Source organism: Shewanella sp. SP1S1-7 (genome assembly GCF_031932105.1).
GTDB lineage: Bacteria > Pseudomonadota > Gammaproteobacteria > Enterobacterales > Shewanellaceae > Shewanella > Shewanella baltica.
On the sequence record NZ_JAUOEU010000019.1, the window covers coordinates 15,554 to 35,540 of the forward strand.

General features: G+C 44.8%; 19 protein-coding genes. 9 read left to right on the top strand and 10 right to left on the bottom strand.

What is annotated here, in order from left to right; all coding sequences use genetic code 11:
* The first annotated feature begins 1 nt into the window (after window position 1).
* Entirely contained in the window at window positions 2-1,528 is a 1,527-nt protein-coding gene (locus Q4Q49_RS14730; protein WP_311999697.1) for a SpoVR family protein, read from the top strand.
* Window positions 1,529-1,609: 81 nt separating this feature from the next.
* Here the strand turns inward: Q4Q49_RS14730 and fadR are convergent, their stop codons facing one another.
* Window positions 1,610-2,326: a fatty acid metabolism transcriptional regulator FadR gene (gene fadR, locus Q4Q49_RS14735; RefSeq protein WP_106650260.1), complete on the bottom strand. Its 717-nt coding sequence runs from the start codon at window positions 2,324-2,326 to the stop codon at window positions 1,610-1,612.
* 301 nt (window positions 2,327-2,627) lie between these two features.
* On the opposite strand from fadR, the gene nhaB reads away from it, so the two are divergent.
* The 3 genes from nhaB (at window position 2,628) to Q4Q49_RS14750 (ending at window position 7,659) form a co-directional block, all read left to right on the top strand.
* The gene (gene nhaB, locus Q4Q49_RS14740) at window positions 2,628-4,229 is read left to right on the top strand and encodes a sodium/proton antiporter NhaB (protein ID WP_006081283.1); all 1,602 of its coding nucleotides are present in this window, start codon (window positions 2,628-2,630) and stop codon (window positions 4,227-4,229) included.
* 89 nt (window positions 4,230-4,318) lie between these two features.
* Entirely contained in the window at window positions 4,319-4,846 is a 528-nt protein-coding gene (gene dsbB / locus Q4Q49_RS14745; protein ID WP_006081282.1) for a disulfide bond formation protein DsbB, read from the top strand.
* Window positions 4,847-5,028: 182 nt separating this feature from the next.
* Window positions 5,029-7,659: a PAS domain-containing protein gene (locus Q4Q49_RS14750; RefSeq protein ID WP_311999698.1), complete on the top strand. Its 2,631-nt coding sequence runs from the start codon at window positions 5,029-5,031 to the stop codon at window positions 7,657-7,659.
* A 10-nt stretch (window positions 7,660-7,669) separates the two neighbouring features.
* Here Q4Q49_RS14750 and Q4Q49_RS14755 read toward each other — a convergent pair whose 3' ends face one another.
* From Q4Q49_RS14755 to Q4Q49_RS14790, 8 genes are all read right to left on the bottom strand, one after another.
* Window positions 7,670-8,032 carry an STAS/SEC14 domain-containing protein gene (locus tag Q4Q49_RS14755; RefSeq protein WP_311999699.1) on the bottom strand — a complete coding sequence of 121 codons (363 nt, stop codon included), beginning with the start codon at window positions 8,030-8,032 and terminating at the stop codon, window positions 7,670-7,672.
* Between the two features lie 154 nt (window positions 8,033-8,186).
* Entirely contained in the window at window positions 8,187-8,543 is a 357-nt protein-coding gene (locus Q4Q49_RS14760; protein ID WP_220776284.1) for a DUF3802 family protein, read from the bottom strand.
* 176 nt (window positions 8,544-8,719) lie between these two features.
* Window positions 8,720-9,295, bottom strand: coding sequence for a YceI family protein (locus Q4Q49_RS14765; protein ID WP_311999727.1), 576 nt, complete (start codon window positions 9,293-9,295; stop codon window positions 8,720-8,722).
* A gap of 142 nt (window positions 9,296-9,437) precedes the next feature.
* A complete protein-coding gene (locus tag Q4Q49_RS14770) occupies window positions 9,438-9,890 on the bottom strand; it encodes a YaiI/YqxD family protein (protein ID WP_220776286.1) in 453 nt (150 codons plus the stop codon).
* A 73-nt stretch (window positions 9,891-9,963) separates the two neighbouring features.
* Window positions 9,964-10,602 carry a pyridoxamine 5'-phosphate oxidase gene (gene pdxH, locus Q4Q49_RS14775; RefSeq protein ID WP_311906893.1) on the bottom strand — a complete coding sequence of 213 codons (639 nt, stop codon included), beginning with the start codon at window positions 10,600-10,602 and terminating at the stop codon, window positions 9,964-9,966.
* A gap of 28 nt (window positions 10,603-10,630) precedes the next feature.
* Window positions 10,631-11,572 (bottom strand): adenosylmethionine decarboxylase, encoded by a 942-nt coding sequence (locus Q4Q49_RS14780; RefSeq protein WP_311999700.1) that lies wholly within the window; start codon window positions 11,570-11,572, stop codon window positions 10,631-10,633.
* Window positions 11,573-11,735: 163 nt separating this feature from the next.
* A complete protein-coding gene (gene speA / locus Q4Q49_RS14785; protein WP_311999701.1) occupies window positions 11,736-13,649 on the bottom strand; it encodes a biosynthetic arginine decarboxylase in 1,914 nt (637 codons plus the stop codon).
* A 481-nt stretch (window positions 13,650-14,130) separates the two neighbouring features.
* Window positions 14,131-14,283: a hypothetical protein gene (locus tag Q4Q49_RS14790; protein WP_011846564.1), complete on the bottom strand. Its 153-nt coding sequence runs from the start codon at window positions 14,281-14,283 to the stop codon at window positions 14,131-14,133.
* Window positions 14,284-14,997: 714 nt separating this feature from the next.
* Between Q4Q49_RS14790 and Q4Q49_RS14795 the strand changes: the two genes are divergently transcribed.
* The 5 genes from Q4Q49_RS14795 to Q4Q49_RS14815 all read left to right on the top strand — a co-directional run bounded on the left by Q4Q49_RS14795 (window position 14,998) and on the right by Q4Q49_RS14815 (window position 19,009).
* Window positions 14,998-15,840 (top strand): S1-like domain-containing RNA-binding protein, encoded by an 843-nt coding sequence (locus Q4Q49_RS14795; protein WP_311906892.1) that lies wholly within the window; start codon window positions 14,998-15,000, stop codon window positions 15,838-15,840.
* Between the two features lie 133 nt (window positions 15,841-15,973).
* Window positions 15,974-16,666, top strand: a complete 693-nt coding sequence (locus tag Q4Q49_RS14800) for a DUF480 domain-containing protein (RefSeq protein WP_311999702.1) — start codon at window positions 15,974-15,976, stop codon at window positions 16,664-16,666.
* A 47-nt stretch (window positions 16,667-16,713) separates the two neighbouring features.
* On the top strand, window positions 16,714-17,544 hold the full coding sequence (locus Q4Q49_RS14805) for an ABC transporter permease subunit (protein WP_106650248.1): 831 nt from the start codon (window positions 16,714-16,716) through the stop codon (window positions 17,542-17,544).
* Complete coding sequence (locus tag Q4Q49_RS14810; RefSeq protein WP_311999703.1) at window positions 17,541-18,452, top strand: ABC transporter ATP-binding protein; 912 nt, start codon at window positions 17,541-17,543, stop codon at window positions 18,450-18,452. The genes Q4Q49_RS14805 and Q4Q49_RS14810 overlap by 4 nt, the downstream gene beginning before the upstream one ends.
* 281 nt (window positions 18,453-18,733) lie before the next feature.
* Window positions 18,734-19,009, top strand: a complete 276-nt coding sequence (locus tag Q4Q49_RS14815) for an HU family DNA-binding protein (protein ID WP_311999704.1) — start codon at window positions 18,734-18,736, stop codon at window positions 19,007-19,009.
* 145 nt (window positions 19,010-19,154) lie between these two features.
* On the opposite strand, the gene bioD is transcribed toward Q4Q49_RS14815, so the two are convergent.
* Window positions 19,155-19,910, bottom strand: a complete 756-nt coding sequence (gene bioD, locus Q4Q49_RS14820) for a dethiobiotin synthase (RefSeq protein ID WP_107947122.1) — start codon at window positions 19,908-19,910, stop codon at window positions 19,155-19,157.
* Window positions 19,911-19,987: the final 77 nt, after the last annotated feature.

The following is a 19,987-nucleotide window of genomic DNA, read 5'->3' on the forward strand; positions in this document are numbered from 1 at the left end:
TATGGGGATAACTAAATCAACACCTTGGACACCACTGAGCGATGGTCCCGACTGGAGCTTCGAGCTACTGCAGGACTACCTCAAGGAAATTGAACGGGTAGCGGCACTGTTTAAGCTCAGCACTTACCCAAATCAAATTGAAGTCATCACCGCTGAACAGATGATGGATGCTTATGCGGGCATAGGTATGCCCATAGGTTATACCCATTGGTCCTTTGGCAAACGTTTTATCGAAACCGAGCAAGGTTATAAACGCGGGCAAATGGGGCTCGCCTACGAGATAGTCATTAACTCTAATCCTTGTATTGCCTATCTTATGGAGGAAAACACTATCACAATGCAAGCACTGGTGATCGCCCATGCTTGTTTCGGACATAATAGCTTTTTTAAAAACAATTACTTATTTAAGACATGGACAGATGCGAGCTCGATTATTGACTACCTAGTGTTTGCTAAAAACTACATCAGTAACTGCGAACAAAAATACGGTGTAGAGCAGGTCGAAAGCGTCATAGATTCCTGCCATGCGCTGATGAACTATGGTGTAGATCGCTATAAACGCCCCTCTGAAATATCATTCCGAGAAGAACAAGCAAGACAAAAAGATCGCGAAGCGTACCTACAAAGCCAAGTAAATGATTTATGGCGCACTATACCCAACCAACACCAAGAACTGTCTCAAACAAAAAAACGTCGTTTCCCCGCAGAACCGCAGGAAAACATCTTATATTTCATCGAGAAAAATGCCCCTTTACTTGAACCATGGCAAAGAGAAATAATCCGTATTGTGCGTAAAATGGCGCAATATTTTTATCCACAAAAACAAACTCAAGTGATGAACGAAGGCTGGGCCACCTTCTGGCACTACACTATTTTGAATCACTTGTACGACGATGGTGTGGTCACTGATCGCTTTATGATGGAGTTTTTGCAAAGCCATACGGGTGTGGTTGCCCAACCCGACTACAACAGTCGTTATTACAGTGGCATCAATCCCTATGCTTTAGGCTTTGCGATGTTTACTGACATTCGACGAATTTGTGAAAATCCAACCGATGAAGATAAAGCTTGGTTTCCCGACATTGCCGGCAGCAATTGGGTAGAAACCTTACACTTTGCAATGCAAAACTTTAAAGACGAAAGCTTTATTAGCCAATATCTTTCACCTAAAGTTATCCGCCAATTTAAGTTGTTTGGTATCCATGATGATGAGAAACGCAATTATCTGTCGGTATCGGCGATTCACGATGAACAAGGTTATCAAGATATTCGCCAGTTATTATCGCAGCAATATAACTTGTCGAATATTGAGCCGAATATCCAAGTGCATAATGTGGAGATCAACGGTGACCGTTCCTTAACCTTACGCTATGTGCCAAATAACGATATTCCCTTAGCCAGCAGCCATAAAGAAGTATTAAAGCATTTACATAGATTATGGGGTTTTACTGTCACCTTAGAGCAAAAGAATGCGGATGCGAGTATTACCGTATTAGCATCCTGCCCTGAAGTGGCTAAAGCAGAATAATAAGCTAATAAAAAAGCCGTTTCCATTGGAAACGGCTTTTGTGTATTTATCGCTATTTTAATGCGACATCGATAGCCGCAATTAATTGTCCTGTGCAATAGACGCGGGCATATCATCACGTAATTGTAACCACATCTTACCGCTGTTCATGCCATAGGTGCGCATCAGCGCTGGGACGTCGAGATAATTTTTCGCTTGAGCCAGTAACTCTAACTCTTTGTAAAAATTCAAAGCCAATAATCGCGCATCAGAACTGGTGAAATAATAGCGACCGACTCGGCTATACAATCCCTTAAATCCATTTAATATCAATACGTAAAGTGGATTGCCGGAAGAGAAAGCTAAGGTATGATGCAATAAATAGTCGAATTCGGCATAGGATTCAGCCGTATCTTCAAGCTGATGAATTTTGGCGAGCACATTCACAGCCGTGTCTGGGTTATAACGCAGGGCACCGCGGAAATAGATAGCACTGACGTTAGTACGGGCCGACAAAAGTTGATCAACCAACACCGGAAATCCTTCGGGATTGAGATCGGCAATCGTCTCAAGAATGTTTAAGCCTGAGGTTTCCCAGAAGTTGTTCACTCGCGTTGGTTTACCATGTTGGATTTTCAACCAACCGTCACGGGCCAAGCGCTGTAGCACTTCACGCAGAGTGGTGCGAGTCACACCTATCAATTCCGAAAGCTCACGTTCAGCCGGTAAAATGGACCCTGGAGGAAATTTATTATCCCAAATGGATCTCACAATATACTTCTCTGCAAAACTTGCAGGTCCTTTGGCATTGATAATCATCAGCCCACTTATCCAGTTGTTGTGCGTCGTAATGGTCACTGATCATACCAGAGCGGTAAAAAATGGAAACCATTCACTTAAATTCACTGTGTTATCGCCGTGTAAATGTCACACAATCGCTCAAAAAAACGACCAAGATCAAGGCAACAAACGTCATTTTTGCCGATTAGCTCCGCTTTTTGAAATGTGGGTATCAGTATCTCGTTACATTAGCTTTCTCTTTAGGCTAGACTGATTTAACAAACGCAGGTATTGATATTAAACACGTGCAATTTTTAACATAATTAGAAGAGAGGCTGCCATGCCGGCGACAATGAGTCAGGCGTTTATTGGGAACTTCTTAGGAAATTCTCCTAAGTGGTACAAAACCGCAATACTGTCATTTTTAATTATCAATCCACTACTCTTTTTCTATGTCGACCCCTTCGTGGCCGGCTGGGTATTGGTGCTTGAATTTATTTTTACCTTAGCAATGGCATTAAAATGTTATCCATTACAGCCTGGCGGATTATTAGCAATTGAAGCTGTCGCAATTGGCATGACATCGGCAAGCCAAGTCTTACATGAAATAGAAGCCAACCTAGAAGTATTATTACTCTTGGTGTTTATGGTCGCTGGTATTTATTTCATGAAGCAATTGCTGCTATTTGGCTTCACGAAAATTATTACCAAAGTGCGTTCTAAAGTTTTAGTGTCACTGATGTTTTGTTTGGCATCGGCGTTTTTATCTGCCTTCTTAGATGCGTTAACGGTTATTGCCGTGATTATCGCGGTCGCTGTGGGTTTCTATTCTATTTACCACAAGGTCGCTTCTGGAAAAGATTTCGGCGCCGATCACGATCATACCTCCGAAGGTAAAAACGCTGCGGGCGAAGATCAGTTAAACGAAGAAGAACTCGGTGCATTCCGTGGCTTCCTGCGTAATCTGTTAATGCATGCGGGTGTCGGTACTGCACTCGGCGGCGTATGCACTATGGTAGGCGAACCTCAAAACTTGATCATTGCTGCACAGGCCAACTGGCAGTTTGGTGAATTCGCCGTGCGTATGTCACCAGTTACAGTCCCAGTATTGATTTCTGGTATCTTAACCTGCTACTTAGTTGAAAAGTTTGGCATTTTTGGTTATGGCGCTAAATTGCCAACGGCCGTTCATCGGATCTTATGTGAATATGCCGCCCATGAAGATGCGCGCCGTACTAATAAAGACAACATGAAGTTAATCGTCCAAGCACTCGTGGGTGTCTGGTTAATCGCAGGTCTTGCCTTACATTTAGCTTCTGTGGGCTTAATTGGTCTTTCTGTGATTATTTTAACCACAGCCTTTAATGGCGTCACCGATGAGCATGCCCTTGGTAAAGCCTTCGAAGAAGCACTGCCTTTTACCGCATTATTAGCGGTGTTCTTTGCGGTTGTTGGCGTGATTATCGATCAACACTTATTCGCCCCCGTTATCCAATGGGCACTGGGTTATGAAGGCAATACCCAATTAGTGATTTTCTATATCGCCAACGGATTATTGTCTATGGTGAGTGATAACGTGTTCGTCGGCACTGTGTATATCAACGAAGTAAAGGCGGCATTGATTAATGGCCAAATCACCCGTGATCAATTCGACTTACTGGCCGTTGCGATTAATACCGGAACTAACTTACCTTCGGTGGCGACACCTAATGGTCAAGCGGCGTTCTTGTTCTTACTGACTTCAGCCTTAGCACCGCTGATCCGCTTATCCTATGGCAGAATGGTATGGATGGCATTGCCCTACACTATTGTGCTATCCATTGTGGGCGTTATGGCGATCCAAACGGGATTCTTAGAACAAGCCACTCAATATTTCTATGATTCCCATACAATCATCCATCACAGTGCAAAAGAAGTGTTGGGCACAGTGTCTGGACATTAATCTTCTCTATTGACTGAACTTTATTAAATAAGTAGAGTCCAAAAAACGCCCCATGTCTGAGGGCGTTTTTTGTTGATATGGAGCTCACTTTGACTGTCATTACACGCTTTGCCCATTCCCGTTCGTCTTGGTTTCTTCTCGCAGGCACAGCCCTCGGCTTAGAGTTAAGCGCACTGTATTTTCAACATATAATGAAACTCGACCCTTGCGTTATGTGTATTTATCAAAGACTTGCTGTATTTGGTATATTAGCGGCCGGTCTTATCGGCATGACAGCGCCAAAATATCGCATCGTGAGGATTCTCGCGGCCATTGTTTGGGCAGTCAGTGCAACTTGGGGATTAAAGCTAGCGCTATCGCTGGTAGACATGCAAACCAACCCATCGCCTTTCTCAACGTGTTCATTCTTACCTGAATTCCCAGCTTGGATGCCATTACACGAATGGTTCCCTTCCATTATGATGCCTACTGGCATGTGTACTGATGTGCCTTGGGTCTTTATGGGTGTGACAATGGCCGAATGGATGGTAGTAGCTTTCAGTGGCTTCCTAGTGGCTTGGTTACTCTTTATTGTGCCTATCCTGAGTGGTTCAAATAAACCTTCTCTTTATAAGTAACAAGTTTGAGATAAGGCAGGGATCAACCCTGCCTTTTTATTAACGATTTTATTCACAGTTTACGACTGATTCCCGCCGCTTATCCCATTCAATCCCTGCAACTTAGACATATGCCAATAGCAAAACAGCGAGAACGCGCTACACTGGCTCAATGAAAAGTGGTGATTTGGAAACTGGTGATTATGGGAAAAAGTTCGACATCTGAGCCACACACTGCCTTAACCCAATGGCAAAACAGTTTGCCGTTCAAATTTAGCCTTATCCAACTCGTCATTGCCGCTATTTTGATTTGCAGCACAGCTTGGGTCATTCTGAGCATTCAGCGTCAACAAGTGCTTGATCAACAAGCCGTGTTAAACCAGAACTATGGCCAGTTAATCATAGCCAAACTGCAGGAAATGACTTCACAGGTCGAAACCGTTGTCGGCTCCATTTCCAGTATTGCAAAACTTTATCGGTATGATCATGAGCAACTGGTGAAAACCATCCCCAGCTTGCTGACGCTCGATAACCAGCAACGCATCATCTCTGGCGGTGGCGTCTGGCCCGAACCCGGCGCGTTTAATCAGCAAAAATTCCGGGATAGCCTATTCTGGGCCCACAATGTAAACGACGAGTTAGTCGCGATTGATAGCTATAACAAGGACACGTTTCCTAGTTATCACACCGAAGAATGGTATCGCCCGACGCGCTATTTCCCTGCGGGCAAAATTTTCTGGTCAAAATCTTATTTCGATCCCACCACCCATGAATCCATGATCACGGCTTCAGGCGCTATGTGGATGGACCATCAGTTTATTGGTGCCGCCACTGTGGATATCAGCTTAGAAAAGCTCAATGCCCTACTACGCAATGCTATGGTCGATGTCAGGGGTTATGTCATTGCCTTAGATCATCAAAACCAAGTGCTCGCCTATCCCCATGGCAATAATAATCTTCAGCATCAAGCCAATACCAGCCACACCTTTGTCACTTTTAATCATCTCGCCAGCCAACAGCCAGACTTCAGCCCCATCGAAGCGGCATTACAGAATGCGGATAAAGCCTTTATCGAAGAAGCCGTGGCCGAGCGCGTATTTACCCAAGAACAGATGCAGCATTTGACTCGGCTAAGTCATCAAGATGAGCGCGACATGTTAGCCGCCATAGTCAATAACAATGCCTTAAACCATTTCACCACCCCAAAACTACTGACCTCAGTGACCTTAGCCCATGATCCCATTTTGAAAACGGCGTCCCTGGTTTCGGTATTTTTGATGCCCAATACCTATTGGAAAGTGTTAGTTGTCACCCCGATTTCGCCGCTGCAAGATACCGCCAAACACTTAGTTGAAAAGGTTGGTATTTATTTAGTGTGCATCCAGCTTTTAGGCTTGATCCTCCTATTCTTACTCCAACATCGGCTGTTTATTACCCCGATTATTGAAATCGTCCAAGCCCTAAAGCGTAATGATTCCGCCTCTATCGAACTTAAAGCCAAAGACAGTCACGACGAAATTGGCTTATTAGCCAAGACATTCCTGTCGCGCACTCAACAACTTGAAGTCGCCATGGCGAGTTTAGATGCCAGTAATCTTGCCCTAGAGCAGCAATTACAGAGTCAGAACCTATTCCAACTTGAATTAAAGCGCCATAAGGAACAACTAAGGGCTTTGCTGAAATTTTCCCAAAATCTTATCTATGTCAAAGATCTGCACGGTAAATATATTCTGGTGAATGACAAGTATTGTGAAATTTTAGGCATAGAACGCAGACGCATTATTGGCGCCTCGGATTTTGAGGTATTTCCCAGCCAATTTGCCCACGAGTATCAACAGAATGATCGGCGCGTACTGCACAATAACGAAGCCATTAATTTTGAAGAGGCCATCCCCTCGCCACTGGGGAATCTTATTTATATCGTGACCAAATTTAAGATAAAAGATGATGACGATACTGTGATTGCGGTCGGCGCTATCGCCTTTGATATCACGTTGAAAAAGATTAAAGAGCAAGAACAGGATAAATTACTCTTAGGGCAAGTCGAGACGCTCAATCATCTACAAGAGCAAATTCGCCTTATCAATCAACATAATAATGAGCTTTACCAAGAGCAAGAAGCATTAACTAAAATGCTTGAGAAGCATCATCAACTCAATCTCAGCCGTGAACAAAGCCAACAGCTAATGCAAAACTTCTTAGCTGAAATGATGACGCAGATCATGCATGAGCAAGATCAGCTACTCGCCAAAGTTTGCCAACTGCAGCACACGGACGAGGCAAATTACAGAGCTCAGATCACCGAAATCATGGTAACTCAGGCCGAGAAATTGCGGCATATTGCCCAGCTGCTGACCAATCATCAAAACGATATTCGTCCATTACATCTCGCGCAATTTATGCGCCATCTCTTAGGTTTGCTAAAAGTGCAATTAACGAAAGCAAACGTAGAGATAGTGCTCAACTGCGAGGAAAACATCATCATCGATGGCCCTGCTTGGCAATATCTGCAACTCTTCTATCGCTTAATCACTAACACTTTGAATCATGCTTTTAAGACTCACAACGAACAGCGTGAAATCACCATCGCCATCGACAAATCGAACGACGTGCTGCAGATCAGTATTATCGATAATGGCATTGGTATGACGGAGGCGCAGCTCACACAATTGCGGCAGGAACTGGAGCAAGAACTCTGCCTCGGGACCTTAACCTGTATCAATCTGTGGCTTAAAAACGATCTCAATGGCAGCCTTACCATCAGCAGCCAGTTAAACCAAGGCACACACATACAGTGTCATTGGCCGCTTAGTACAAGCTTAGCGTCGCAATAAAGAAGTCGGCTTACTGATCAAGCCATGCCTTAGCTTGGGTTTGCTCATCGGCAGAAAAAACCTTTACAGGGCACGGCAGCATGCAGGCAAGCGCATTGACCATAGCGCTTTTTTGAGCTTCGTTAGCAATCATCACCACTCTTGAGAAATCACTTAAGTGAAATAAACCAAGTACTGCATCGTCCCACAGAGCAGCGACGGATATACCTTCAAACTCAGGGGAAAATTCGTACCAGAGGCGAATACTGGCGTGATCTTGCAGCTTAGCTTCAATGGCGGGAACTAGATAGCCTTCAATATCCTTATGGTTAATACGACCAGATGCGACGACTGCCAATATGTCATGGGCATGGCCCGAAGAGATCGTTAGCATTGGATACTCCTTATCAATACACGAAGGGGAAATAGTTAAAGCTCACACACTAAAGATACACAGACAATGACATAAATGCTGGAAAAGAGAGTAGTTTATTTTACGTTAAGCCGATTTGAGCGGCTTGCCACTCAAAGCTAAAGCGCCCTTCTGATTAGGCGCTGACTTGTTGTTTAGCGATTTCTTGATCGAACAAATTCTTAATTAAACCGGAAAATTCGGTAATAAATAACGTCTGAGCAGGTGTAGCTTTATGATTGGCAACTGAAGCTAAAATCTCTTCTAAATCATACACAATCGCATCAACTTCGCGGATAATCATGTTGCGCTGCGCGAAAGACAATGACGGATTTTGACCACACACCATAATGATCTGCGCCGACAATTGCTCTTCAAACAATTCCATCACAGTATCGTCTGAAATCACCTCAGAACTTGGTGTTTCAAATAAGCCAAGATGTTCAGTTAAATACTGGACCAAATGCATGTAACCATCTTTATCTGTGACCATTTTTTACCCTTTAAACTCATTAACTTAATATCTAGTGTGGTGCTATTAATACCACAATCGGAAATATCAAAGAAGCCGAAAATTCGGCTTCTCATCGAGATCCAGCATACGCCACTTATTTAACTCTAGCCTATCTTCGATAACTGACGTATTGATCTACACCAATCTTATTGAAGTTACTGAGTTAAGGTTAGTACAAATGACACAGGAACAGCTTGGCTAATGCTCGATAAACCCGCAATTTCACGTAATTTATCAATGCCTGCGACAAGATCAAACTCATTGGCATTCACAATTATCGGCTGAAAACTGTTCACTAACAGCTTTTTATCAGAAACTTTAGTGATAATTACCGAAAAAGTTTTAGTTTGCGATTTACCATGCAATGCAATTTTACCATCGATATCAACGACTTTAGTCTCACCAATGCCGAGATCTTTTAGCATTTTAGTGTCAACTTGAGACGACAGTTTAAGCTCAGGATATAAAGACACTTCGAACAATAAATTCTGCATCCGCTCATCGCGGACATCAATACCAGTGGCGACGCCCATTAACGGAATGGTTAATTCGAATTGACCATCCTCTTTTAGCGTACCTTTGAGCTGTTTAAAGTGATGGACTTCACCAATGTCACCTTTCTTTACCGAAATAAAACTGACTCGCGAATCTTGATCCATTACTTGCCATTGCGCGGCGCAGCTAAAACTGGCGATCGCCGATAAGGCAAGAATTCCCATCCATTTTTTCATCATATTCATCCTCAAAGAGTGAGTTTATACCCAAACAACCTCAAGATGCAGGTTAAAATCTTACCCAGTTAAACCTGATCCCTATAGCCTAACTGCAGCTAAAGATACTCTTTTTATCCATTAGCGACCAGTAAACTATACTTCATACACGCACTAGCCATTTATCTAAGCTATTGGCAAACGCCTGTTTATCCGCTTGGGAAAACGAATCCGGTCCGCCGGTATGCACGCCTGAACCCCGTAAGTCTTCCATAAAATCGCGCATCGTCAGCTTTTGTTTTATGTTATCGACGGTATAAAGCTCGCCACGGGGATTGAGTGCCAAGGCGCCCTTTTCGATGACTAAAGCCGCTAAGGGAATGTCCGCGGTGATCACTAAATGCGTTGGCTCAACATGGTCGACAATGTATTGATCCGCCACATCAAAACCCGCTCCAACGCGGATTTGGCTGATATAGGGCGATGGCGGTACGCGGATCATTTGATTAGCCACCAGCACCAGCGGCAAAGCTTTACGCTCCGCCGCACGAAACAGGATTTCTTTGATAGGATTGGGACACGCGTCCGCATCTACCCAAATTTTATAATCACTCAATGTCTTTTCACTCTGTTGCTGTTAGGTTCACAGACTCAGTTTTAGGCAATGCAATACCAAAGGGGGCACCCGACTATGGCGCTAAACGATCGATTTCCCACTCAGTCTCATGGCGAGTATAAATAAAACGATCATGCAGCCTGTGTTCTCCCCCCTGCCAAAATTCGATACTCGAAGGTCTGACTAAGTAACCGCCCCAAAAACTGGGTAAAGGCACATCGCCTTTAGCGAACTTAGCCTTCATTTCGAAGAATTTACCTTCAAGTACTTGTCTCGCGCTAAGTTTACTCGACTGCTGCGACACCCAAGCGGCAATTTGACTGTCCTTAGGACGGGTCATAAAGTATTTAAGCACTTCGGCGGTAGACAACGACTGCGCTTCACCGAGTACCGACACTTGCCGCTCTAAAGGATGCCAAGGGAAATGCAAACTGACTTTATTATTGGCGGCAATTTGCTGGGCTTTGCGACTACCAAGGTTAGTAAAAAATACGAAACCAGTGTCATCAAAACTTTTAAGTAACACTATCCGTTGAAAAGGTTGGCCGTGTTCGTCCACAGTCGCCACACACATAGCCGTTGGATCGCTAAGTTCCGCATCCCTCGCCTGCGTCATCCACAGTTCAAACAAGTCCATTGGGTTTTGCGGTAAGTCGGCACGTCTTAAGCCGCCTTTAGCATACTCGCGGCGGATATCACTGAGATCTGTCATGGGGTTTCCTTAAGTAAATGCCAAAAATTTACATGAATTCAGGGATCAGCACTTCAGCATCAAGCTGCTGATAGTGGCTAAAGCGAATATCATAACCTTGCTCAGTCGTTAATGAGCCACGCCCTAAGCATAAATGGGCAGGAAATCCCTGCGTTGAGTCGTTGATATTAAAGCCAATAGTGTCCCAACTGACGGGAGAAAATAGTGCTAATAATCGTCTTAAGAGTTGTTGCGGATACTGGGCTAAATCCAGATTCGTTTCAAAGCTCACATAGGAGCTAGCGCAGGCATTCTCGCTTTGGGGCGTGATATGCAAGGTGACATAATATTTGCCCCAGAGGCCATTCATCGAAAAACCTGAGGGGTCAAATAAATGGGCGTCAATCTCAAATTCGGGGAGTAAATCGTTAAGTTCGAGTGCGGCGCAAATTTCAGCTTTGCTTTGCGAGCCACCATTAAGATTGTCGGCCAATTCACCACGAATGTGGTACATCAGCAGCTCACTGGTTTGATCATCCTTTGGTGCTCGATAATCACTGTCAGAGCAGAAAAAATAATGATGGTGACTGTCTAAATGCCCCACTCTCATTGCCTTACCCGCGATACGCTGACGCAGCTTGCCGACATCATCGGCAAAACTGCTGGCTTGCAGGTGGGCTTGGTATTCGTTTTTACGCTGATAACTCACCAGCGCCATCGCAGATACGCCAAGCGCATCGATAAAATAACAAGCGGCATCCACTAAAGTGCTATTGCCGCAGGTGAGCATGACAAATCTGTCGTGCCATACGAATAAGCTGGATTCGCTCAACAGGTAAGCATCGCAGTCAGCATTACTAATCTGCGACAAAATCTCGGCATGGGCACAATTGACTAAGGCTGACCAAAAGCTCACATCGAGTTCGCGTAAATTCAGCGCAGACGCCGCCACGATGATCTCAAGTTTCTTTTCTGAGCCTTCAAAAAACATCAAATCCTTAACCCCATTAAACGCTATGCGCCCTTGCTGTCGACATCCTTTATACCAATTTGGCTCCCACGAACGATAAATAAATATCGTCCAGAAAGCAAAAATCAGCCTAAGTGACCTTAGGCTGATTTATTTTAACACACTAAATCTTAAGAAAAATATCTTAAGAAAAATCTTCCAAGTAAGTGTAGCCTTTCAGGCCAACTTGCAGTTCTTCTAAAATTTGTGCGCGTTCATCTTCGGCAATATGCAGATTCACTAACTCTTCGTAAGTGCGCATAAAGGCCACTGCATCTAAGTTAACGTAACGCAATACGTCAGCGACAGTATCACCCGCCAATACCGATTCAATGTTAGTCACACCGTTATCTTCGATGCGAACAACCGCAGAGTTAGTATCACCAAACAGGTTATGCATATCACCCAAGATTTCTTGGTATGCGCCCACAAGGAAGAAACCAATCAGGTACGGGCTATCCGCACTCCAGGCTGGTACTGGCAATGTAGTTTCAATCCCTTGACCATCAACGTATTGATCAACAATACCGTCGGAGTCACAGGTGATATCGAGCATCACAGCACGGCGCTCAGGGGCTTTATCTAAACCCGATAACGGCAATACTGGGAACACTTGATCAATACCCCAAGCATCGGGTAATGACTGGAATAATGAGAAGTTAACAAAGAACTTATCGGCTAACTTTTCATTGAGTTCATCAATAATCGGTCTGTGATAACGGTTCTTCGCACTCAATAGCCCTTGCACTTCATGGCACACACGCAGGTTAGCTTGTTCAGCCCAAGCACGTTCTGCCAAGCTCAATTGACCAAGAGCAAATAGCGAATGCGCTTCTTGTAAGTCACTTTGGCTATCGTGATAAATCTCTATCAAAGCACGTTGATCGGCGCGGCCGCTGATCTCTGACCATGAATGCCACATGTTATGCAATAACTGTGGTGACTCTTCCGCTGGCGGTTGAATATCTTCAGGCTGATAGGCTTCAGTACCGATAACATCGGTGATCAGCACAGCGTGATGCGCGGTTAAGTAACGGCCAGACTCTGAAATAATACGTGGCATAGGCTGCTCGTATTCATTACAGATGTCGGTCAATACGTTAACGATATTGTTGGCGTATTCGGTCAGGCCATAGTTCATCGAGTTATTACTTTGGCTACGTGTGCCATCGTAATCTACCGCTAAACCACCACCGACGTCGAAGCAGTTAACGCTTGCGCCTAATTCACGTAGTTCACAGTAGAAACGACCCGCTTCACTCACACCTTGGCGAATATCACGGATGTTCGCAATTTGCGAACCTAAGTGGAAATGCAGCAATTGCAACGAATCCAGCATATCGTTTTGCTTTAGCTGTTCAACAACCAGCAAAATTTGCGCAGCTGATAGACCAAACTTAGACTTCTCGCCGCCGCTTGCTTGCCATTTGCCTTTGCCTTGGAATGCTAAACGCGCACGCAAACCTAAACGCGGTTTAACGCCCAAACGTTTAGATTCAGCTAACACCATTTTCAGTTCAGACAATTTTTCTAAAACGATGTAAACCTTGTGGCCTAACTTTTCACCAATCAGTGCTAAACGGATATATTCATTATCTTTATAACCATTACATACAATGACTGAACTGGCTTTTTGCGCCATGGCTAACACAGCCATCAGCTCAGGCTTACTGCCCGCTTCTAAACCCAGTTGTGGTACTTCTTTTGATGCCTGACTCGCCAGGATCTCTTCCACCACAGTTTGCTGTTGGTTTACTTTAATCGGGTAAACCAGCAAATAGTCCGCCTGATACTCGTACTTCTGTATCGCTTGGTCGAATGCTTGGCACAAACTGTTCACTCTGTGGTGCAGGATCTGCGGAAAACGAACTAGTACAGGCAAAGCGACGCCCGCTTTAACCATGTCTTTGGCTAGCTCATTTAAGCCAATCTTGTAATCAGGATTTTTTGGGTCCGGTGACACTGTCACCTCACCGTGATCGCTGATCCCATAAAAACCTTGGCTCCAGTGAGTAACATTGTACCCAGCACGAGCATCATCAATAGACCAATCATTCATTATTATTTAGCCCGTCTATTAAAAAATGGGTTAAACGGTTATGACTTAATAGCACAACCGCCCGTTCGACAAACCCAGGCAAAGGGACACCTTACCTGACATACACGAAGGTAGATTTTACCTTCTACTTAATGCCGCAACGTCACGCTAGTGTAAGTGACATTGCCGCGATTTTCATTAATAGCGCAAGAGACAATTCATCTTAACGCACTATATCCTATCATATTGATGAAGAAGCTTATTCCCTTCTCCCAGTAAAGCTATCTTTACTTGACTCGCTTGCATTTATCTTAAGGCTAAAGGCCGCAAATACCGTCAAAAAGCCGAATGAAGTCCTGAGTCGTATCCTTAAAACATCAAGCTAATAAGCAGCTTAAAGACGTTCGAAAGAAGTTAAGACCTTCAGAAACCGATAACACAAGTAGAAAACCGACAACACCGAACTAGCGAAAACGCCAAACCAGCTTATCTCTAGGCAAGATTATTTTAACAGGGGACTATTGGCTTCTTCGCGGCCAGAATTGATGCGGATCAACGTGAGATGCTTAAGGCCAGTATCATCGTATGGCACGACAATCGAGCGTTGGCATTGTGACACTTTTAGGCAAAGTGCAAAAAATGGATGCTTGTGCATTAGCTAATAAAAACCCTCTTAACCCCATGTAATTCGATATGTTGTCAATTACACGGTTAATGACTGCTGAACCATAAAACCTTTACTACTCACGTAATATTTGTAATGTCTCTAACGAGCGAAGTCGTTGAACGGCGCAATTAAACCGCGCAATGTCACAGAATGCAAGCAAGAATCTCATTTAATATTTTGCATTAAAATATAATAAACACCCGCTTAACAACCACCTACTGAGCATTAGCGTTAAGCTGAATAATATTAGCTAGTTAGCGCATGAACGCCGTACTCGTCTGTTCAATATTTTTTAATAGCCTTTGTAACTTTTTTGACATTTATTGCCGCAAATAACCCTTCATTTTGTGTGTCACTTTAGCCCCGCCCACGTGCAGTCATTGGCTAAAGCCTAGCGCTCAATATCACATTGCAAAATTCAGCCCCAATAAGCCATAAACCTAAGCCATAAACCGAGGCGCAATTCCACCTTAAAACTTAAGACAATCCCAGATACCAATATGAGGTCATTCCTAGTAACAATCCTCATCACTTTTCCAACCACATTTCTTGTCATAGCCCTTACCAACATCCAACTAAACAGCGGTGATGATTAACGGCTGAATCGCCCTAAGATAAAACCCAAAGACAATAATGCTGCAGTTTCAGCACCGAAGTGTATAATCGCAGCCGAATCACATTCCATTATGCACAGAGAGATCCATGGTACAGATAGGTAAAACCTGCAAACTTGAGGTTGTAAAACAAGTCAGCTTTGGCGTGTATTTAAACGCCCACGAATTAGGGCAAGTACTGCTGCCAAACAAAGTCACCCCAAAAGACTGCCAAGTCGGTGATCTGCTTGACGTGTTTCTGTATCTAGATTCTGAAGATATCGTGATTGCCACCACGCGCCGTCCATTGGCACAGGTAGGTGAATTTGCCTATTTAAAAGCCGTTGCAACCGGTCCTTATGGCGCCTTTTTAGACTGGGGCTTAGATAAAGACTTATTGCTGCCCTTTGGTGAGCAACACAAGCCTATCGAAGAAGGTCGCTCTTATCTGGTTTATGTGCACGCTAACCGCGCCGATGAACGCATCATGGCCTCATCAAAAATCGATAAGTTCCTCGATAAGACAGAGCCAGAGTACATTGTCGGTGAGCAGGTCGATTTATATATCGGCGGCACCACAGATTTAGGCTACAAAGCCATTATTAATCATGCCCATTGGGGCGTGATTTACGAAAACGAAGTGTTCCAAAAACTGCGTTTCGGCCAAAGACTCAAAGGTTTCATCAAACAAGTGCGCCGTGATGGTAAAATTGATCTTGTGCTGCAACAAGGCAGTAAACAAGAATTAGATAAGCACGCCCACATCATTCTGATCAAACTCAAACAGGCTGGCGGCTTCTTAGCTCTGACTGATAAAACCGATGCTGAAATCATTTACGATCAGCTTGGTATGAGTAAAAAAGCCTTCAAAAAAGCCATAGGTGGCTTATTTAAGAATGGTCAACTGAGTATAGATAATGATGGCCTGCGTTTAACTGAAACAGCAGAATAATCAACTCTGTTCAGTACTTAGCGTTAAAATTGTACAGTTTACCGCCACTAAGGCAAAGTTTGACTGACAACTCCTAGGATATTAAGCATGGCTCTGTTATAAACAAAGCCATGCTTTTTTCTTTGGAGCTTATATGGAACTCACGTTACACGAAGCCAGAGTCATCGGATGCCTGCTTGAGAAAGAAATCACCACCCCAGAGCAATATCCTCTCTCGCTAAACTCATTGACCTTAGCCTGCAATCAAAAAACCAGTCGCGAGCCGGTACTCGAACTCAGTGAAACCCAAGTGCAAATCGCCGTTGATTCCCTAAATCGGAAACGTTTGATCAGCGAACAGTCGGGATTCGGCAGCCGCGTCGTGAAATACAAGCACAGATTCTGCAATACCGAATTCAGTGAACTTCAACTGTCCTCCGCAGCACTCGCCATCGTCTGTTTGTTGCTATTACGTGGTCCACAAACGCCAGGAGAACTGCGCACTCGCAGTAATCGCCTACACGAATTTAAAGACGTGATCGAAGTGGAAGATTGCATCCGCCAATTAATGAGCCGCGAAAAACCTTTCTTAAAACAGTTGCCCAGAGAAGCCGGTCGCCGCGAATCCCGTTATGTGGAATTATTCTCTGCCGCCTCGTCGCAGCTCGAAACTGCGCAGCCAGATAATACTCATACTGCCAGCCAGACTACCAACCATAGTGCCGCCCATGTCGCAGTGTCTTTGGCTGCTGAGCCGCATGAATTAACCCAAAGAGTGACAGAGCTTGAGCAACAGGTGGCTGAACTGACGCAAAAGCTCGATGAGTTAATCGCCTCGTTGAGTTAATCGTCTTTTAAAGCTAATCATAGCGTCAAGAATAATAGAGACAGCAAATGACCAATAATCCACCCAGCAGTTTCAACAACATGCTTATTATCGCCATGTTTGAACTGCGTAAATTTTTATTTAATACCCGAGGGATCATCGCCTTGGTCGCCTTTGGTTTAGTGTGGGGCGTACTCCTGCTTTATCCCATTCAAAGCGCATCGGCGATGTTATTGCAGCCCAATGTAAAAGATGTCATCGACAGCTTATTTGGGGCCAATACCCTCAACGTGCTCTTTGAGTGGCCTGTAGCCGAAATGGCGGTGTTTTGGTGCTTTGCGCTGTATTTATTCCCACTGTTCAGTATTTTGATCGCCGCCGATCAATTCTCTTCCGATAAAACCCGTGGCACACTGCGCTTTTTAACCCTGCGCACTAGCCGTGACAGCTTATTGTTCGGGCGTTTTCTCGGCCAAATTCTGATCCAAGGCTTGCTGATCCTATTGACGATTATCGCCACTGTCGCCCTCGCGCTCAGCCGTGACAGCCAGCTTTTTTTACCAGCGTTAACCTCTGGCGCCTTAGTTGGCCTTAACCTCATCATAGTGATCTTGCCCTACACGGCAGTGATGACCTTATTGTCCCTGTATGCGCGCACGGCACGCCAAGCTATGGTGTTTGCGACCATTTTATGGACAGTGATTTCCATCGCCATCATGGTGTTAGGCAGCCAATCTAACGTATTGGCTCAGTTACAATGGATATTACCCGGTGCTCAGTTGTCGGACATGCTCAATACCAATGGACTCAACAGTTTAGTTTATGCCCCCATTCCACTAATCCAAACCGCTGCGGCCCTCTTACTCGGCAGAATGTATATGCAAAGGAGCTCGCTATGAGTCTGATCCAATGCCAAGGACTGTCAAAGCTTTACGGCAGCAAAAAGGCGCTGAATGATGTTAACTTCAGCCTAGAAGCGGGTGCACCCATCGCCCTTGTCGGTCCCAATGGTGCAGGTAAAACCACGCTTTTTAGCCTGTTATGCGGCTATATGTCGCCAAGTGCCGGGACAATAACCCTGCTCGGTGAAGCGCCTAATAGCCCTAAACTTTTAGGTAAAATTGCCGCTTTACCCCAGGATGCGGTGCTCGATCCCAATTTGACCATTGTTAGCCAATTAAGCTTTTTCGCGCGTTTGCAGGGCATGGGCGTTGAACAAGCCAGACAAGAGGCCATTCGCGTATTGACCTTAGTCGATTTGGCTGACGTCGCCGAGCAAAAACCACCCAGTCTTAGCCACGGTATGAGTAAACGCGTATCGATTGCGCAGGCGCTCATTGGCTCGCCAGAATTAGTGTTATTGGATGAGCCGACGGCGGGACTCGACCCTGCCAATGCGAAAAAAGTCCGCGAGCTGGTCAAAGCCCTATCGCCCACCACGACCTTTATGATCAGCTCGCATAATCTCGATGAGCTCGAAAAGCTGTGCGATCAGGTGTTGTATTTAGATAAGGGCCAACTGAGCCAAGCCGTGTCTATGCATGCATCGACCGACAGTGATTACCTAACGTTAACCATGCAAACTTGTGACAGTGAGGTGCTGCAAGCGGAAGTGGTGAAACTGGCGGGCGTGGTGAACGTCAGCTCAAAACAGAGCAAAGTGTTTATTATCCAGCTTGCCACGGATGCAGAAAAAGCACAGAACAGTGATATTGAAATGCGCCTATTTACCCTTTTCAACCAACATCAGTGGCAATATAAGATGCTGCTGAAAGGCCGCACTCTGGAAGAAACGCTCTTTTCATAGGCGAACTTTAAAAAGTTGGCCTCACATAAGCCAGCCGTTGAATAATGCAGCTCATGACTTAAGCGCAACCCAGTTGCGCTTAAGTTTTCGACTCAAAACTGACAAGCACTCAAAACCGACAAGATTACCGCTCAATATACCAACACTCTGTTTTCAATAAAGTTACAAGCCAGTCAATAAAACACCACTCGACCGCGCTAAGCTGGCTATGGCTTTCAATCTTAAGGCGAGCTTGTTATAACTCCCCTTCGATTGAACCTAAGCTGACTTCAGAGGTTTCTATGAACAAAGGACAACTTATCCAACGTATTGCCGCCGAGCTCAATGCATCGCAAGCGAGCACTAAACCTGTGGTTGAGCAGATTTTGCAACAGATCCACATCGCCTTAAGCGAAGGTGAAAAAATCTACCTGCCACAATTTGGCACCTTTGAATTGAGATACCATGTCGCTAAAACGGGCCGTAATCCACAAACGGGCGAAAGCATCGAAATCGACGGCTACAATCAGCCCAGCTTTAAAGCCTCAACGGCATTGAAGCAACAGATCAATCGCTAATAGCGACGCTTAGCGTTAATGTTCAGTCACTCATTTGCGAACATTAATCGGCAGCCTTTGATAGAAATAAGCCTCACCTAATGTGAGGCTTTTGGTCTCAAAACATTACGATAGCACTTAGATGAAAGTATTAAGCGGCTAAGCATTAGTTAGGCACTGGTTGTGTATTAGCCTCTGCGCTTTGAAAAAGCGGCGAAGTATCAAGATAATCGGCGGCATTTTCAGCACTGGGATCATCAAGAAAAGGCACACAGCCGAGGAAAGGTGCTGACATCATCTCTTTAAGATTCGCCAAGTTTTCCGCAAACATACGCATATTCGGGTCGACACAATTGGCAACCCAGCCAGCAATCTTAAGCCCATCAGCCAATATCGCCTCTTGAGTCAGCAGTGCGTGATTTAAGCAGCCGAGTTTCATGCCCACTACGAGTATCACTGGCAGTTCTAATTTCTGTACCACTTCCGATAAATATCGGCCATCACCTAAGGGTAAACGCCAGCCACCCGCGCCCTCAATCAAACAAAAATCCGCTTGAGCAAACGCTGCTAAATCCAAGCTTTCGATAATGACTTCAGGCGCTAAACCCACGCCCACTTGGGCGGCAGCAATATGCGGCGCAATCGCAGGCTCGAAGGTAAAAGGATTGATGGCGGAATAGGCCAGTTTTAGTGAAGATGACGTCATAAGTTGCAGCGCATCGGCATTACGTAAGCCTTCGGAGGTTTGCGCACAGCCCGAGGCGATGGGCTTAACACCTAAGGTAGACAGCGTGTTAGAAGCCAAAATACTCACAGCCGAGTCAGCGCTGGCTATCGCGCCCAAACGGTTTACTGCGGTTAACAGCGCCGATGAAACTAAGGTTTTACCACTGTCGGTATCTGTACCTGTTACAAAAAACATATTAGATCCTTATCTGTCGCTACTGAGTGCACTTTTGTGAAGTGCACTCTCCATAAAGCTAAAACGCAAACCTGTAG

Coding starts and splice junctions, on each gene's coding strand:
- Q4Q49_RS14780 (WP_311999700.1), bottom strand. CDS start 11,572: ATGTTTTTTGAAGGCTCAGAAAAGAAACTTGAGATCATCGTGGCGGCG.
- speA (WP_311999701.1), bottom strand. CDS start 13,649: ATGAATGATTGGTCTATTGATGATGCTCGTGCTGGGTACAATGTTACT.
- bioD (WP_107947122.1), bottom strand. CDS start 19,910: ATGTTTTTTGTAACAGGTACAGATACCGACAGTGGTAAAACCTTAGTT.
- Q4Q49_RS14795 (WP_311906892.1), top strand. CDS start 14,998: ATGGTACAGATAGGTAAAACCTGCAAACTTGAGGTTGTAAAACAAGTC.
- Q4Q49_RS14755 (WP_311999699.1), bottom strand. CDS start 8,032: ATGCTAACGATCTCTTCGGGCCATGCCCATGACATATTGGCAGTCGTC.
- Q4Q49_RS14765 (WP_311999727.1), bottom strand. CDS start 9,295: ATGAAAAAATGGATGGGAATTCTTGCCTTATCGGCGATCGCCAGTTTT.
- fadR (WP_106650260.1), bottom strand. CDS start 2,326: ATGATTATCAATGCCAAAGGACCTGCAAGTTTTGCAGAGAAGTATATT.
- Q4Q49_RS14810 (WP_311999703.1), top strand. CDS start 17,541: ATGAGTCTGATCCAATGCCAAGGACTGTCAAAGCTTTACGGCAGCAAA.
- nhaB (WP_006081283.1), top strand. CDS start 2,628: ATGCCGGCGACAATGAGTCAGGCGTTTATTGGGAACTTCTTAGGAAAT.
- Q4Q49_RS14815 (WP_311999704.1), top strand. CDS start 18,734: ATGAACAAAGGACAACTTATCCAACGTATTGCCGCCGAGCTCAATGCA.
- Q4Q49_RS14760 (WP_220776284.1), bottom strand. CDS start 8,543: ATGGTCACAGATAAAGATGGTTACATGCATTTGGTCCAGTATTTAACT.
- Q4Q49_RS14800 (WP_311999702.1), top strand. CDS start 15,974: ATGGAACTCACGTTACACGAAGCCAGAGTCATCGGATGCCTGCTTGAG.
- pdxH (WP_311906893.1), bottom strand. CDS start 10,602: ATGACAGATCTCAGTGATATCCGCCGCGAGTATGCTAAAGGCGGCTTA.
- Q4Q49_RS14730 (WP_311999697.1), top strand. CDS start 2: ATGGGGATAACTAAATCAACACCTTGGACACCACTGAGCGATGGTCCC.
- Q4Q49_RS14790 (WP_011846564.1), bottom strand. CDS start 14,283: ATGCACAAGCATCCATTTTTTGCACTTTGCCTAAAAGTGTCACAATGC.
- Q4Q49_RS14750 (WP_311999698.1), top strand. CDS start 5,029: ATGGGAAAAAGTTCGACATCTGAGCCACACACTGCCTTAACCCAATGG.
- Q4Q49_RS14805 (WP_106650248.1), top strand. CDS start 16,714: ATGACCAATAATCCACCCAGCAGTTTCAACAACATGCTTATTATCGCC.